General features: G+C 38.1%; 10 protein-coding genes and 2 pseudogenes. 5 read left to right on the top strand and 7 right to left on the bottom strand.

Annotated features, from left to right (window positions below; translation table 11 throughout):
• The first annotated feature begins 1 nt into the window (after position 1).
• Complete coding sequence (locus IC572_RS01215) at positions 2–304, top strand: hypothetical protein (protein ID WP_128013646.1); 303 nt, start codon at positions 2–4, stop codon at positions 302–304.
• Between the two features lie 288 nt (positions 305–592).
• Here IC572_RS01215 and IC572_RS01210 read toward each other — a convergent pair whose 3' ends face one another.
• The gene (locus tag IC572_RS01210) at positions 593–976 is read right to left on the bottom strand and encodes a hypothetical protein (RefSeq protein ID WP_000473909.1); all 384 of its coding nucleotides are present in this window, start codon (positions 974–976) and stop codon (positions 593–595) included.
• Positions 976–4167: pseudogene (locus IC572_RS01205) on the bottom strand (AAA family ATPase). The gene IC572_RS01210 and the pseudogene IC572_RS01205 overlap by 1 nt, the downstream one beginning before the upstream one ends.
• Between IC572_RS01205 and IC572_RS01200 the strand changes: the two are divergent.
• A complete protein-coding gene (locus tag IC572_RS01200) occupies positions 4132–5370 on the top strand; it encodes an Mrp/NBP35 family ATP-binding protein (RefSeq protein ID WP_187854795.1) in 1239 nt (412 codons plus the stop codon). The pseudogene IC572_RS01205 and the gene IC572_RS01200 overlap by 36 nt on opposite strands.
• Before the next feature lie 14 nt (positions 5371–5384).
• Here the strand turns inward: IC572_RS01200 and IC572_RS01195 are convergent, their stop codons facing one another.
• Both IC572_RS01195 and IC572_RS07705 read right to left on the bottom strand, forming a co-directional pair.
• Positions 5385–6470, bottom strand: coding sequence for a glycosyltransferase family 8 protein (locus IC572_RS01195; RefSeq protein WP_332246563.1), 1086 nt, complete (start codon positions 6468–6470; stop codon positions 5385–5387).
• 26 nt (positions 6471–6496) lie between these two features.
• The gene (locus IC572_RS07705; protein ID WP_232263303.1) at positions 6497–6610 is read right to left on the bottom strand and encodes a glycosyltransferase family 8 protein; all 114 of its coding nucleotides are present in this window, start codon (positions 6608–6610) and stop codon (positions 6497–6499) included.
• A 156-nt stretch (positions 6611–6766) separates the two neighbouring features.
• On the opposite strand from IC572_RS07705, the pseudogene IC572_RS01190 reads away from it, so the two are divergent.
• A pseudogene (locus IC572_RS01190) lies at positions 6767–8120 on the top strand (outer membrane family protein).
• 103 nt (positions 8121–8223) lie between these two features.
• The gene (gene htpG, locus IC572_RS01185) at positions 8224–10089 is read left to right on the top strand and encodes a molecular chaperone HtpG (protein ID WP_187854794.1); all 1866 of its coding nucleotides are present in this window, start codon (positions 8224–8226) and stop codon (positions 10087–10089) included.
• A 191-nt stretch (positions 10090–10280) separates the two neighbouring features.
• Here htpG and hcpA read toward each other — a convergent pair whose 3' ends face one another.
• The 3 genes from hcpA to mnmG all read right to left on the bottom strand — a co-directional run bounded on the left by hcpA (position 10281) and on the right by mnmG (position 14534).
• Positions 10281–11033 carry a Sel1-like repeat protein HcpA gene (gene hcpA / locus IC572_RS01180; RefSeq protein WP_187854793.1) on the bottom strand — a complete coding sequence of 251 codons (753 nt, stop codon included), beginning with the start codon at positions 11031–11033 and terminating at the stop codon, positions 10281–10283.
• A gap of 458 nt (positions 11034–11491) precedes the next feature.
• Positions 11492–12658 (bottom strand): succinyl-diaminopimelate desuccinylase, encoded by a 1167-nt coding sequence (gene dapE / locus IC572_RS01175; protein ID WP_187854792.1) that lies wholly within the window; start codon positions 12656–12658, stop codon positions 11492–11494.
• A gap of 10 nt (positions 12659–12668) precedes the next feature.
• Entirely contained in the window at positions 12669–14534 is a 1866-nt protein-coding gene (gene mnmG, locus IC572_RS01170; RefSeq protein WP_187854791.1) for a tRNA uridine-5-carboxymethylaminomethyl(34) synthesis enzyme MnmG, read from the bottom strand.
• Positions 14535–14629: 95 nt separating this feature from the next.
• On the opposite strand from mnmG, the gene IC572_RS01165 reads away from it, so the two are divergent.
• Positions 14630–16288: an SLC13 family permease gene (locus tag IC572_RS01165; RefSeq protein WP_187854790.1), complete on the top strand. Its 1659-nt coding sequence runs from the start codon at positions 14630–14632 to the stop codon at positions 16286–16288.
• The last annotated feature ends 3 nt before the right edge of the window (positions 16289–16291 follow it).

Raw genomic sequence — 16291 nt, 5'->3', positions numbered from 1 at the left:
GATGAAAAAGATGGTTTTTTTATTTTTAGTGGTGTTGGGGGGGTTAAAGTCGCAAAGCAGTTATTGCAGCGATTTTTGTGAAGGCACTCCAGATAGCCGTATCCCTCCTATGGGGTTTCATTTCAGTTTTGTGCATTCAGTGAAATATTACTTGCAAGACCCGCAAGAGCGCGATCACAAGCTTAAAAAATGCCATGAAGCCTTTGATTCGACGCTTAAGGTTAATTTTATCACGAAGTCTTTTAAAAAGGATTGCAAGCATGCACAAATGGCTTTGGAGCAAGCCCAACAAAAGGCTCCATGAGAGGTTTTAGTCGCTTTGTGGCAAAATTCTTTTTAAATTTTATCCCACTAGCACGAAAAACTCTGTCCTTTAGGGTGCAAGATGTAAGCACATAGCCGTTAGGCTAAAAGAGGTTAAAATACCACTAGTCTTTTTAGGGTAGGAAATATCCATGCAGACTTTAAAGAACAAAGCCTTTCGTGTTAGCATTCAATGGAATGTTTTAGTTAGGAAGCTCCTTTCTTTAGAAAGGGGTACTCTCACGAAGTGATCTAGCTAGAAAGCCCCTTGTTTGAGGAAAGGGCGGTTTTATTTGGAAAATTTATGGTAATACTCGCCCTTGTCTGTGATGATTTTAACTTCTAACAATTGGTTAGGCTTGCAATCCAAGCGGTAAAATATCTGTTGCGAATACTTTAATTCATGATCAAAGAGTTTTTCTTTTTTAAACTTATCGCCAAATTTGGGTTCTACTTTTTTAGTCGCTTCGCATGAATTTCCCCTATTGACAATAAGATTTTTAATCACCACCGGTTCATCGTTCATAGAAGTGATGCTTAAAAGACTAGAATCCGTCATCTTCCCCATGAGTTTCCCCCCAGTCGCGCGATAATCCAGTTTGAAATCCAAATCCTTTGCCCCCACACAAACACCGCTTATCATTAGCAAGCTCAAACACATTTTTTTAAACATCAAAATCCTTTCAATAATAATTTGTGGGGTATTATAATCAAATTTGATATACCCTTTTTTAATCGTTGGGTTATTACACTCTTTTCTTTATCCATTCAAATAAGCATAGAAAATTCTTTTTTGTTTCTTCGCTCATTACATCGTCTTTTTCGCCATACAAAAGCCTTGTTTTGAACGCCATGGCCAATTCCATTTGCTTATTTTTAGCGTATTTGTTTCTATCGTTTGCGCTGAAACAATCTTCAATTTGTTTGAAATGCCTATCGCAGTCTGAGAGTTGTAAGATGGTGATGGGATTACCCAAATCTTCATTAGCCCTTTTAAATCGTTCGCTCGTTGCGTTTTGGTCAGAATCGCATTTTCTGTCATCATCTGTCAAAACAATAGGGTGATTGTCTAACTCGCAAAGTTTTTTAATGGCTTCTTCCATATCGTTTGGATTGTTTTTAAGCCCTGAAATGGGTAAGAAAGTGAAAGGAATGGGGTTGTCTTTGTATTCTTTGTAACACAAATACAATTTAAAAGCGCTCAAATAACAATAATCCGTGATGCCTTCTACAAAGATGATTCGGTGTTTTTGGGGGTTGTGAAAAACATGCTGACCCACCCCTAAAGAACGCTTGATTTGATACAAGGCATCGGAGTCTTTGCCCGCATTATTTAGGGGGTAGTTAAAACTATTCTTAATCACAGAGCCTTCTGTTTCTTTTTCCACAATCCTTATTTCATCTAAATGATCCGTATCCACTAAAAAGGGGTCATGGGTGGCTAAAACAAAAGTAACATGATTTTTATGAGCGTATTCTTTTAAAAATTTCCTAAACTCCTTTCTGGCTGGCACGCTCAAATGAGTGGCTGGCTCGTCCATGACATAGATAATATTCTTGTTAAAACTAAAATCTGATCCCACATTGTAGAGAAAATCAAACATGAAATTAAACGCCCATTGGAAGCCGGTGCTTTGCTGGCTTAAGATAATTGGCTCATTTTGATTATCAGATTTTCTGCAATCATGAATTTCAAGTTTTATTTCATATGCCGTAGATTTCTTTGAATAATCATAAAATTTATTGTTGTGTCGGACACGAATTTTTAATTGGTAACTATTTTGAGAACTATCTTCAGCGATCGCTAAAAGCCTGTTAAATTCTTTTGTAATCAAAGAATCTATTTTTAATTGCATGTTGTATTCCAAGATTTCTGCAAGATTTTCTAATATTTCTGTAAAATTTACCTTAAATAAAAGATGGCTTGTGTCTTTTTTAAAAAATTCAAATTGACATACATTATTATTGTATTTGCGTTTTACTTCAATTGGAAAAAGATGTTTTGATTGTCTGATCTCTTTTAGTGATTCTTGGTCTATTTCTTGCAAGTATTTTTCAGGGATATTGAACGATTTTTCAGAATCATAGATTACTAAATCATTATTTTTATCAAACATTATTATTTGTAACGCTTGACCATCTTTTAAAATGTTCCCAAAAGTATTCCAAATTGTATTGGGGTGAAAGCCTATTTTCCTAAACAATGAATTTCTAAAGAACCAATCCCATTGGTCAAATTCAGAAGGGGAAGAATAATCAATGCAAGTAAATAATACAGCCTTAAAGTCGTTATCTGTGATTTTTGGCTCTTTGTATTCTTTCATGGTCGGCACGAGTTCATCAAATTGATGAGATGAACCACCGCTTAAAGGTAATTGAACTTTATTTCTTAAACCTTGAAACGCTGTATAAGGGTTACACTCTCGGCAATATTCTGCGAACTCAAAATAGTTTTTGCTTTGTTTGACTTTTTCCTTGTTTGCTTCAAATTTATCTTTGATTTCACCAATATTTTTAGGGAACAAATGAATGCCGCTTTCATTGTCTAAAGTTTTTATATTCTCCCAAAGAGATTTTCTTGTTGATTCAAAAAGATTGCTGTATCTGTATCGCACAATTTCTGAATTGAATAGTAAATCTATCTGTTTCAAATAAAGCTGACACATCATGGATTTAATATCTTTAGATACATCATTAACAGCATGACTTGCTATATAATTTTTGCATATTTGTTGGATATTATCCAACAAAACATCATAATTAAACTTTAGCACTTTTTGATTTTTGCAGTCATTTTCAATTTCTCGGATCAATCGCTCTTTTTTTCGCTCAAAATCCTCTCGTGTTTTTTCAAGGTATTTTAAAGAATTTTTAATTTTCTTTTTAAGGTTGCCTATATTTAACCGGAATGTTCTAAATTGCTGTTTAAAATTTTCATTGATAGGGTATTTTTCATCTATTTCTTTAATAATGTCTTTCACTTCAGTTTCTGGTGTGAATTTTGTAAAGTCAGTAGTCTTAAAAATTTTATCTAATTCCTTTAGCTTTTTTTAAGATATATTCCACATCTTTTGGTTTGATTTCATTTTTACTAGGTTTTTCAAAACAAGAATAAATTTTTTCCAATTAATTTTGTTTGCCTTTCCCCATTATAAAAAATTGATTGGGTTTGTATTCTTTATTAGGAGCGTTGTATTTTATAATCTCTCTTATACACTGACAAAAATTTTTAATCCATTCGCTATTACCGCTTACATGTTTGATTAATTCTTTGAAAAACAGATTGTTGGTTGCGTTGGCATATTCAGTTACAAACTCGCTCAATTTTAATTTTTCTTTGTAAAAATGTAAAAATAATCCTAATGAATTGTAAGAAGTTATAAGATTTATAAAATTACTCACAAGAGTGCAAATCTTTGAATAGTCGTTATTGTTAGTGGGAATATAAACGCTGTTGCTGCATTGTTCACTTAAAGCTTCTGCATGTTTTTCAAAAGGGTAGCTGATTAATATTTTTGATAATTCTTTTAATTCTTCGCTAACTCCTTTAGTTTGGATCTTCAAATCCACGCAAGAAAAATTTGTGATTTTGTTATCAAGGATTGTTTCTTCTTCCAAGCTTAAAAGGGAATCTTTTTCATGGGGTTTGAAATAATCTTCTTCATTACAAAGTTTAACATCCGCATCATTAAAGATTATCAAAGCTTCTAAAACATTGCTTTTACCGACATTATTTTCCCCCACTAAAACCACCAACCCTCCATGTTTGTTTTCAAAACTTGAATTTAAAAGCAATTTGGCAGGCGATTTTCTACCCAAATTCCTAAAATGGTGCAATTTCAAAACACGCTTATAAAATTCCATGCCCTACCCTTTAAAAACGCAAATTTAATTTATAATGCAAAATTAAACAAAACATGCTATAAAGAAAATTCAAATACTATCATTTTAAGGATTAAAATGCTCACCCAAGAAGATGTCTTGAACGCGTTAAAAACGATCATCTACCCTAATTTTGAAAAGGATATTGTCAGCTTTGGTTTTGTTAAAAACATCACCTTGCATGACAACCAATTAGGGCTTTTAATAGAAATCCCCTCAAGCTCTGAAGAAACGAGCGCGATTTTAAGGGAAAATATCTCCAAAGCGATGCAAGAAAAAGGCGTGAAAGCTTTGAATTTGGATATTAAAACCCCACCTAAACCGCAAGCCCCAAAGCCCACCACTAAAAATCTGGCTAAAAACATCAAGCATGTAGTGATGATAAGCTCGGGTAAGGGCGGTGTGGGTAAAAGCACCACCAGCGTGAATTTAAGCATCGCTTTAGCGAATTTAAACCAAAAAGTGGGGTTGTTGGACGCTGATGTGTATGGCCCTAATATCCCTAGAATGATGGGCTTGCAAAACGCTGATGTGATCATGGATCCTAGCGGTAAAAAACTCATTCCTTTAAAAGCTTTTGGCGTTTCTGTGATGAGCATGGGGCTTTTGTATGATGAAGGGCAGAGTCTCATTTGGAGAGGGCCCATGCTCATGCGAGCGATTGAGCAGATGCTAAGCGATATTATTTGGGGGGATTTAGATGTGTTAGTGGTGGATATGCCCCCAGGAACAGGCGATGCGCAGCTCACGCTAGCCCAAGCTGTGCCTTTGAGCGCAGGAATCACCGTTACGACGCCCCAAATAGTGAGTTTAGATGACGCTAAACGGAGTTTGGACATGTTTAAGAAACTACACATTCCTATTGCAGGCATTGTAGAAAATATGGGGAGTTTTGTGTGCGAGCATTGCAAGAAAGAGAGCGAGATTTTTGGCTCAAATTCCATGAGTGGATTATTAGAGGCTTATCACACGCAAATTTTAGCCAAGCTCCCTTTAGAGCCTAAAGTGCGTTTAGGGGGGGATAAGGGTGAACCGATTGTGATCTCTCACCCTGATAGCGTGAGCGCTAAGATTTTTGAAAAAATGGCACAAGATTTGAGCACTTTTTTAGACAAAGTGGAAAAAGAGAAATTAGCCGATAACAAGGACATCCAGCCCATACAAACGCATGCTTGCTCGCATTAATTTTAAAAAGGGTTTTAAAAAACCCTTTTAATTAACCGTTTCACTTTTTGTTTGGCTTTAAAAAGCAAAAATTCTATAAGGAGTTTAGAAGAAAGCCTAGGCAGAAGAAATTCAAAAGAATGTCGCTTGTCTGAAAAAGACAGGATTTTATTAAGAGCGTGGATTTCTTTATCCCTTGCTTGAAGCACTTGAACTTCTTCAATGATCCTTTCATCTCTTCTTTTGATCTCATTATCCTTGTTTTGGAGGGATTCAAAGAGGTGATCTAAAAAAGAAGCGTTGAAATAGGCGTCTTTAAAAGGCGTTTGGATCAACGCTTCATGCCATTTTTTCGCGCCAATGACGCTGAAGAGTTTCCAAGGTTTATCGCCCCAAAAATGCAGCATGCGCGCTTCTTTAATGCTAGGGAATAGGGGCGTATCAAGGAAACTAGGGTGGGCATTGTAGGAGTAAGGCAATTCTAAAATCCTACCACGGCACACAAAACACAAAGCATCTTGATCGTTAAATAAAAGCTTTTCATTTTTCAAAAGGAAAAATCCAATCAATTGGTTTTGCAGATTTTCTTCACGCCACAATTTTAAATTTAAGGCTAAAAACCCGGCGTTAAAGTAGTTGTCAAAAAGGATTTGCGCTTCTTCTAAATTAGGGAAAGCGTTGGCAACGCCGATAGTTTTTGCGCGCATTTGGCGTAATTCGTATAAATCCTTAGCCGAATTCCTGTTTATAGCGATCAAATCTTTTTCCCTCACAGCCCCAAAATAATGCGCTTCAAGGGGGATAAAAAAGCTCTCGCTCATATCATTCACAAACAAAGTGTCCACATCAAACATGATTATCTTATCGTATTGGGGGAAAAGGGAGGCAAAAAAGAAACGGCACATGATCATTTTAGAAAAGCGTTTTTGCGAAAAAGCATTGAGTTTTAAATACAATTTTTTAATTTCACTCGCTATTAAAGGATCAAGCTTGCGGTAATTATGGCGTGGTTCTAATTCTTTATTCGGTAATATATCCAAAAACTCTATGCTGGAAAAAGCGCTAAAAGGAGCGATCGTTTCTTCTAATTTGGCTATATTTTCAGCGCTTAAATCCTCCACCAAACAATGGATTTGATAAAAGAGTTTTACTCTCTCTCTCTCTCTCGTTTAGCGTTCGCTAGCATGGAAAATAAGCTCACGCCAGCAGGGATACAATAATTATTATCAAAAGCCACCACAACAGGGATAATCTCTTGCATGCATAGTCCTTAAATCTTGAAGTTGAACCCGCTAAAAAGGGGATGATTTGTAATCTTATCGTTTTTTTTTTTTTCAAAACAACAATCAGCAAGCGGTTTGCGAGTTTGTTTATGGCATAATATCAGACTTCAATAAAAAAGGTGTTTGATAAAAGGGTGCTTAATCAAAAAGTTTGGCTAGGGTTTTTAGCTTTGCATGGGGTTTTTCTCAGCGCTTTTGAGTATCAAGTGAGCGCTAGAGTGGGATCGTTTTCGCGCATCGCTTTGAATCAATCGGTTATCAATTCCAAAAAAGGGATTTACCCTACAGGGAGTTATGTAACCACTACTGGGGCTTTACAAGTTGATTCTAGTTTGCTCCCTAAAGGGATTGAAAACCACAAATTGGGTTTTGGGGTAGGGGGCGAAATAGGAGCGTTAGCTTATGATTCCACGAAGTTTTTGATTGATGAAGCCAACCCTAAGGCAGGGTTTCAGCCAGCGAACTGGTATTACATGGGGCGATGGGAGGGCTATTTGATGCAACACAGCCAAAATTGGACCAGAGAGCAAAAGGCTCAAAACGCCAGGCCTTATGTGTTATACAATTTGTATTTAGATTATCAATATAAGGATATTTTTGGGATTAAATTAGGGCGTTACCCCTCTAAGGCTTTGTTTTTGAGCGGGTTTAATCAAGGGTTTGAGCTTTTTTACCGGTGGAAAAAGTTTAGGGTAGAGTGGTTTAGCACCTTTGGAAGGGCTTTAGCCAATGAGCAATACATTAGGGATTTTTACGCCCCTGTCAATTACAAGCAAAAAACCAACTACGGCATGCACAATTTCAACCTCATTTACGAAAATAAATACATTAGGGTCGCGCCTTTTATTTGGTTTTACCCTAAGAATTTTAACGCTCCTGGATTTGAAATCACCCATGACACAAAGTCTTATTGGAAATCTCTTTGGCACATCCAAACGACTTTTTACGCATGGTTTCCTCTCTATAGCGATTATCTGTCTAAAGATTATTATAGGGCCGCTTTAGTGGGTAAAAAAAAGCGCGGCTTTGTTTGTGTTTCAAAGAGTGAATTTCCGCTCTTATCGTTTTGGCTGGAGCGTGTATAAGAATTTTGGGAACGCGAGCGTTCAATTAGGCTGGAATGGCTCACCCATTGATCCTTTTTACGACACGAAAGATGACACCCCTTATGAAGACGCTTACTCCAATTTTTACAACGCTAATTCCATAACGATTAACGCTTTTGTAGGGAAGAGCATTAAAAATCTTTTGGTGCAATTGTATGGGAAATTGACTTATTCCCCAAGGGCTGATTCGCAAAGCTTAGGGGTTACTCTCAAATATAATATTAAAAAACATATCTATTTCATGCTGATGGTTAATGGCTATCAAATCACGATGCATAAGGGTTATAAGGTGGGGTTTTTTACAAGCGGTTATAACCCTGATTTCGCTCAAACCATTCAAAATAGGAGCTATTTGATGAGCTATATGAGTTATCATTTTTAAGGAATTAAACGTTCTTTCATGTGATTTTTTAAGCCATAGCATCCCCCTTTAAAGCGCGCTTTTATTGTATAATCTTAAAAATTTTATTAAAGGAAAAAGTTCAATGTCTAACCAAGAATACACCTTCCAAACTGAAATCAACCAGCTTTTGGATTTGATGATCCATTCTTTGTATTCTAATAAAGAGATTTTTTTAAGGGAGTTGATTTCTAACGCGAGCGACGCTTTGGATAAGCTGAATTATTTGATGCTAACCGATGAGAAATTAAAAGGGCTCAATACCACGCCTAGCATCCATTTGAGTTTTGATAACCAGAAAAAGACCTTAACGATTAAAGACAATGGTATAGGCATGGATAAAAATGATCTCATCGAGCATTTAGGCACGATCGCTAAATCCGGCACAAAGAGTTTTTTAAGCGCTTTGAGTGGGGATAAGAAAAAGGATAGCGCGCTGATTGGCCAATTTGGCGTGGGCTTTTATTCGGCGTTCATGGTAGCGAGTAAGATTGTCGTTCAAACCAAGAAAGTTACTAATCATCAAGCTTATGCATGGGTGAGCGATGGTAAGGGCAAGTTTGAAATCAGCGAATGCGTCAAAGAGGAGCAAGGCACGGAAATCACCCTCTTTTTAAAAGAAGAAGATTCTCATTTTGCGAGCCGTTGGGAGATTGATAACATTGTTAAAAAGTATTCTGAGCATATCCCTTTCCCTATTTTTTTAACTTACACCGATACGAAATTTGAAGGCGAAGGGGATAATAAAAAAGAAGTTAAAGAAGAAAAATGCGAGCAAATCAATCAAGCGAGCGCTTTATGGAAAATGAATAAGAGCGAATTGAAAGAAAAGGATTACAAAGACTTTTACCAATCGTTTGTGCATGACAACAGCGAGCCTTTGAGCTATATCCATAATAAAGTGGAAGGCTCTTTAGAATACACGACGCTTTTTTACATCCCTAGCAAAGCGCCCTTTGATTTGTTTAGGGTGGATTATAAAAGTGGGGTCAAACTCTATGTTAAACGGGTGTTTATCACTGATGATGACAAAGAATTACTGCCCTCTTATTTGAGGTTTGTTAAAGGCGTGATTGACAGCGAAGATTTGCCCTTGAACGTGAGCCGTGAAATCTTACAGCAGAATAAGATTTTAGCCAATATCCGTTCGGCTTCAGTGAAAAAGATTTTAAGCGAGATTGAAAGGCTGAGCAAGGATAATAAGAATTACCATAAATTCTATGAGCCTTTCGGGAAAGTGTTAAAAGAAGGCTTGTATGGGGATTTTGAAAACAAAGAAAAGCTTTTAGAATTGTTGAGATTCTATTCTAAAGACCAAGGAAAATGGATTTCTTTAAAAGAATACAAAGAAAATTTAAAAGAAAACCAAAAAAGCATTTACTACCTTTTAGGCGAAAATTTAGACTTACTAAAAGCGTCCCCCCTTTTAGAAAAATACGCTCAAAAAGGCTATGATGTTTTGTTATTGAGCGATGAAATTGATGCGTTTGTGATGCCAGGCGTGAATGAATACGATAAAACGCCCTTTAGAGACGCTAGCCATAGCGAGAGCTTGAAAGAGCTTGGTTTGGCAGAAATCCATGATGAGGTAAAAGATCAGTTTAAAGATTTAATCAAAGCGTTTGAAGAAAATCTTAAAGATGAGATTAAGGGCGTAGAGCTTTCTAGCCATTTGACTTCAGCGGTGGCTTTAATAGGCGATGAACCAAATGCGATGATGGCTAATTGGATGCGTCAAATGGGGCAAAGCGTGCCTGAAAGCAAGAAAACTTTAGAATTAAACCCTAACCATGCGATTTTGCAAAAACTCTTAAAATGCGAAGATAAAGAGCAGTTGAGCGCTTTTATCTGGTTGCTTTATGATGGGGCGAAGCTTTTAGAAAAAGGGGCTTTAAAAGACGCTAAAAGCTTTAATGAGCGTTTAAATAGCGTGCTATTAAAGGCGTTGTAGGAAAAAACCCTTTTTAAGGGTTTGAAAACTGCTTAAATCTTTCAAACACCAATCTAAAAACGGCAATGAATGGGTGCGATAAAAGCTTTGTTATGGTTAAAAGATTAGTTCATGGGGTTCGTGTTTTTCATTAAAACATTAAAAAGCGTAAAAGCCAGCTAAACGCCATGTTTAGCTTAACTTCATTGAAACTAAAGCTCTATTTTTAATTCCTTAAGAGCGTCGCATGCTTCTTTAACGCTTGATTTGCAGCCTTTTTTAAAGTTTTCTACCGCTTGCTTTTCGTCCTTTGCTGTGCCTTGGGCGTTGTATTGCATAACCCCTAAATTATAACACCCCCTACCATCTTTTAATTCGCATGCTTTAGAATAACGAACGATAGCCTCCTTAAAATTCTTTGCTACACCATACATGTATCCTGCATTAATACACCCGGGGCTGTCTTTTAAATCGCAAGCTTTTTCATACAAATCAAGAGCCTTTCTTAAATCCTTAGGCGTGCCTACGCCATAATGGTGTAGGCTTCCTAATACCGTGCACCCTTCAGCATGGTTCAATTCACAAGATTTAGAGTAATATTGTGAAGCTTTTTTGGCGTCTTTAGAAACGCCTTGTCCGTTATAGTATAAATTTCCTAGTAGGCGACACCCATAACCATCATTTAATTCACAACCTTTAGTGTAAAATTGAATGGCTTTTTTCAAGTCTTTTCCCACTCCTTTCCCTTCTTCATAGAACGCCCCTAAAAAAACACACGCAAAACCTTCTTGTAACTCACACGCTTTTTCAAAATGCGTTTTAGCTTGAGCGAAATCTTGCTTCTTCGTGCTCTCTATGCCTAAATTAACAAGCTCTTTAGCGTCTGGCTCTGCCATTAACCCTCTCAAACACAACGCGCCCAAACACAAGACCCCAAAAAGGGTTTTTTGAACGCTTCCTAGCATGATATATTTCCTATTAAAAAAATGTAATCCTTTATGATTGTAACCAAATATTGATGACTAAAGCCTTATTGAACCTTTATTGATGAGATGAAGAAAAAAATTATTTTTCTTTTAACTGCGTGTTGTTTGAGCCTAATTGCTATGCTAAAAGGGATACTTCTAAAGATAGGGCTTAAAAGAGTTTGTTTTAAAAAGTTGATTGAGCCACCCCTTTAAGAGTGGCTTGGTAAAAGCCCTTAAGAATTTAATTTTTGGAAAGGTTTCTTTATTACAAATGGAACAAAAAGGGGCAAAAAGACTATAGCAAGCTTTGGTTACTTTGTCAAGCATGACCCCACTCTTATAAAGGCTACAATAATGGATTGCAAGCGCACTAAAGCTTGAGTTGGTTTGGTGGTTTTTGCTAGCGAAAAAGGCGTTGGTATTAAAAATAAAACCCTTACGCCAAAACTCCCCATTCATTTCTCGCTCAAATCCTCTAAAACCCCCAAAAACACCTTTTCTAAAAGCTCTAATTCCTTCAAGCTCACCCTTTCATCAACGGCATGGATCCTGTCATTAATAACGCCAAATTCCACCACTTCTATACCATAAGCGCTAAAAAATCGCGCATCGCTCGTGCCGCCTTTAGTGTTTAAAAGGGGGGTGGTGCGGCATGTTTTTAAAATATTTTCTTTTAAAACGCTGGTAAGCTTTGAATAAGAAGCCGTGATGAAAGGCGAACTGCTTGATTCTAATTCTAAAGTGTGAGGCAAATCTTTCAAAACTTTTTCTAAATATTCTTTCAAACTTTCTTTGGTGGTTTTTAAAGAATGGCGTGCATTAAAGATCATTTCTACGCTTGCTGGGGTAACATTATTAGCTCCTAACCCTGCATGCAAGTTGGTGATAACCAATTTTGAAGGGTCAAAATATTCATCGCCATTGTCTAAATGAACTCCTGAAATCAAGGGCAAAACCGAAGCGAGCGCATCAATGGGGTTTTGGCATTTTTGCGGGTAAGCCACATGCCCTTGAACGCCTTTTAAAATGAGTTTGCCATTAATAGAGCCTCTTCGGCCAATTTTGATGCTATCGCCTAAGATTTTTTCGCAAGTGGGTTCAGCCACAATCGCCATATGGGGCAGTAAATCTTTTTCTTTGAGTTTTTCTAGCATGAGTTTGGTACCAAAAATCCCTGGCCCTTCTTCATCGCTCGTGAGTAAAATAGAAAGCAAAAAAGGGGTTTTAGGGTTAAAATTTAAACTCGCGCTCAAAAACGCCCCCACGCCCCCTTTCATGTCTTGTGCCCCACGGCCGTATAAAAACCCCTCTTTAATAATGGGTTTAAAGGGATCGCTTTGCCAATTATCTCCAGGAGGCACGACATCAATATGCCCTGCAAAAGAAAAATGCAAGGGCTTAACATTTTCTTTTGCATGCTTTTCTTTTGCATGTTCTTTTTCTGCATGCTCTTTGGGGGGGTTAAAAATGCGGTATAAAAAAAGGTTTTTCACGCCATTTTCCTCACATTCTAGGGTTTTAAAAGTGGGAAAAAGCGATTTAATGTATTCAAAAATACCGCATTCTTTGGGCGTAATGGTGGGGTAGCTGATGAGTTTTTGGGTGATTTCTAAAGCGTTCATTAAAAATCCTTTAAGAGTTTTTTCGCAAATGGATGTATAAATGCAAAACGTCTAAATTCGCCGGGGTGATCCCGCTGATTTCTGAGGCTTCAAAAAGGCTTTTGGGGCGGAATTTTTCTAATTTTTCTACCGCTTCTAAGCTAAGGCCTGGAATGCCTTTAAACACAAAATCTTTAGGGATAGAAACTTTGAGCATGCTGTCCATTTTAGCGATATTTTCGTGTTGCTTTTCAATATAAATATTATACTTGCATTCAATTTTAATCTGCTCTAAAACCCGCTCGTTCAAGGGGGCTAAAAAGCTAAAAAAGGAGCGCATTTTTTCTGCATTAAAACTATCGCGCGCTAACAAACTAACGCCATCAACCTTGTCATTGATAGGGTTCTCGTCTAATTCGTTCAAGCGTTTTAACACTTCTTTACTAGGGGTAAGGATGCATTCTTTAAGGCGTTTCAAGTTTTCTTGTATTGCTTGTTTGTCTTTTTTTAATTCCTCATAAAAATCCTGTTCCATAAGCCCTAAACGATAGGCATGTTCGCCTAACCTAAAAAGCGTGTTGTCTTCTCTTAAAAGCAAGCGGTATTCGGCCCGGCTGGTAAACATTCTGTAAGGCTCATTCGTGCCTTTAGTGACCAAATCATCAATCAAAACGCCGATATAGGCTTCATTGCGCTTTAAAATAAAGGGGGCTTGATTCTTTAAGGCTAATACCGCATTAATCCCAGCCATAAGCCCTTGAGCCGCCGCTTCTTCATAGCCGGTAGTCCCATTGATTTGCCCGGCTAAATAAAGCCCTTTGATTTTTTTGGTTTCTAAAGTGTGGTTCAATTCTGTGGGCTGGATGAAATCATACTCTATCGCATAGCCATAGCGCGTGATGAGGGCGCTTTCTAAGCCTTTGATAGAATGGATGACCTTTTCTTGCACATCTAGGGGTAAAGAGGTGCTTAAGCCGTTGATATAATATTCGCTTTTATGAATGGTTTGAGGCTCTAAAAACAGCTGGTGGCGTTCTTTTTCGCTAAAGCGGTTGATTTTATCTTCAATGCTAGGGCAATACCTTGGGCCTATGCCTTCAATTTGGCCGCTAAAAAGGGGGGCTCGGTGGAAATTATCCCTAATGATTTGGTGGGTAGTGGGGTTAGTGTAAGTGATAAAACATGAGAGTTGGGTGGGGTTAAAATCTTTGGTTTTATAGCTGAAATAGGGAGGGTTTGTGTCCCCAAAATGCTCTTCTAAGCCTTCAAAATCAATGCTATTGCCCGCCACTCTTGGGCAAGTGCCGGTTTTTAACCTTTCCACCTTAAAGCCAAGCTCCCTTAAATTCAAGGCTAAAGAATTAGAGGCGTTTTCCCCAAAGCGCCCGTTTTGGTTTTGGTGCTCGCCAATATGCACCACCCCTTTTAAAAAAGTGCCTGTGGTGATGATCACTTTTTTAGCTTTATAAGTGTTGTTAATGTTTGTGGTTACACCCACTACCTCACCATTTTCAAGGATTAAACTTTCGGTCATTTCTTGAGAGACGCTCAAATTGGGGGTGCTTAAAACAAGATTTCTTGCAAAAATGCGGTAAGTGTCCATATCAATTTGCGCCCTAGTCCCTCTAACTGCCGGCCCTTTAGAAGCGTTTAACACACGATATTGCAAACCGCTATGATCCGTAATAATCCCCATAGCCCCCCCTAAAACATCCACTTCTTTAGTCAAATGCCCTTTACCCAAGCCCCCAATCGCCGGGTTACAGCTCGCCAAACCGATCGTGTCTATGAGCATGGTGATTAAATGCACTCTAGCCCCCATTTTAGCCGCAATCAAGCTCGCTTCAATGCCCGCATGCCCCCCACCAACCACTAAAATATCACTTTCTTTTACCACTCTTTTTCCTGTTTTGATTTTATTTTTCTAAAACCCTAGTTTTAAAAAAGTTTTATTGTAGCATGTAGGTTAGTAATTTTAAAGGGTAAAATAAAATGGAAAATCATTCGCATGCCAATACGCATACCGATACGAACACTGATGACAAAAGCACTAAGATCGTGCGCTTGTTGGGTCTCATAGGGGGGGCGTTAATCGCGCTCATTGTCTATTACGCTTTAAACGCTCAAATGCCTCATATTGTAGAAGAAATCCCCAAGCTCAGTTCCTTAAATTATAAGGCGATGCCTGTTGTGGCTGGGGTGGCTATTTTAATGGGGATATGGTGGATGACTGAAGCCATTGACTTGCCCGCAACCGCGCTTTTACCTTTAGTGCTTTTTAGCGTCTTTAGCGTGGATCAATTCTCTAGCGTTAGCGCTTCTTACGCATCGCCCATTATCTTTCTTTTTATGGGAGGGTTTATTTTAGCTTTAAGCATGCAAAAATGGAACTTGCACACGCGCATCGCTTTAAGCATTATTTTATTGGTAGGCACAAGCCCTAGGAGGTTGATTTTAGGTTTCATGATAGCTACAGGCTTTTTGTCTATGTGGGTGAGCAATACTGCAACGGCGGTGATGATGTTTCCTGTTGGCATGAGCGTGTTGCAATTAGTCGCTAAACTGGTGGGTAAAGAAAACGCCTCTCATGCATTCTATCAAAAAGAAGAAATCACTAAAGCGCATGGGGGTATTATGGGCAATATCGTGCATAAGGGTAAGGACATCGCTCAAGTGATTCAAGAAAAGACCACCATTTATCGCACGAATTTCAGCATTTGCTTGATGCTTGGCATCGCTTATGCGGCTTCTATTGGCTCTTTAGGCACTCTGATTGGCACGCCGCCTAACGCTTTATTAGCCGGCTATATGAAAACCGCTTTCAATATTGAAATTGATTTCGCTCAGTGGATGGTGTTTGGAACACCATTAGCCTTTATCATGCTCATTTTATCGTGGCTCTTGCTCACTTATGTGATTTTCCCTTTAAAGATTAAAGAAATCCCGGGTGGTAAGGAAGTCGTTAAGCTTGAATTAAACAAACTAGGTCGTTTGAGTCAGGCGGAAATCTCGGTGGGGGTTATTTTTATCTTAGCGTCTTTAGGGTGGATTTTTTTAGATACGATTTTAAAATCTTGGGGCATTAAGATAGATAAGATTGATTCCGTGATTGCTATGGGGGTTTCTGCGCTTTTATTCATTTTGCCCGCTAACAATCAGGGCGATAGGCTCATTGATTGGGGTGTTGCTAAAAAACTCCCTTGGGACGTGCTGCTTTTATTTGGCGGTGGGTTAGCTTTGAGCGCGCAATTTTCTAAAACCGGGTTGAGTTTGTGGATCGGGCATTTGGTTTCTGGCTTTTCGCATTTACCGATTTTATTCATCATTGTCATGGTCACTTTAATGGTCATTTTCTTAACCGAAATCACTTCTAACACCGCCACCGCTGCCGCGTTTTTACCGGTGATTGGAGGGGTTGCGATGGGCATGGGTTATGAAAACCATCAGAGCTTGTTATTGACCATTCCTGTAGCCTTGAGCGCGACTTGCGCGTTCATGCTCCCTGTGGCCACCCCACCCAATGCAATAGCTTATGGCTCTGGGTATGTTAAAATAACGGATATGATTAAAGCTGGTTTGTGGCTTAATCTGGTAGGAGTTGTTTTGATTAGCGCGTTTAGCTATTTTTTGGTTTCGTTAATATTTAATTGATTA

The sequence above is a fragment of the Helicobacter pylori genome (assembly GCF_014496485.1).
Taxonomy (GTDB): Bacteria; Campylobacterota; Campylobacteria; order Campylobacterales; family Helicobacteraceae; genus Helicobacter; species Helicobacter pylori_DD.
This window is presented reverse-complemented; position numbering and strand designations above follow the sequence as displayed.

Bases quoted from the DNA above. Each gene is read 5' to 3' on its own strand.
- IC572_RS01215 (WP_128013646.1), top strand. From the start codon at position 2: ATGAAAAAGATGGTTTTTTTATTTTTAGTGGTGTTGGGGGGGTTAAAG.
- IC572_RS01210 (WP_000473909.1), bottom strand. From the start codon at position 976: ATGTTTAAAAAAATGTGTTTGAGCTTGCTAATGATAAGCGGTGTTTGT.
- IC572_RS01200 (WP_187854795.1), top strand. From the start codon at position 4,132: ATGGTGCAATTTCAAAACACGCTTATAAAATTCCATGCCCTACCCTTT.
- IC572_RS07705 (WP_232263303.1), bottom strand. From the start codon at position 6,610: ATGCAAGAGATTATCCCTGTTGTGGTGGCTTTTGATAATAATTATTGT.
- htpG (WP_187854794.1), top strand. From the start codon at position 8,224: ATGTCTAACCAAGAATACACCTTCCAAACTGAAATCAACCAGCTTTTG.
- hcpA (WP_187854793.1), bottom strand. From the start codon at position 11,033: ATGCTAGGAAGCGTTCAAAAAACCCTTTTTGGGGTCTTGTGTTTGGGC.
- dapE (WP_187854792.1), bottom strand. From the start codon at position 12,658: ATGAACGCTTTAGAAATCACCCAAAAACTCATCAGCTACCCCACCATT.
- IC572_RS01165 (WP_187854790.1), top strand. From the start codon at position 14,630: ATGGAAAATCATTCGCATGCCAATACGCATACCGATACGAACACTGAT.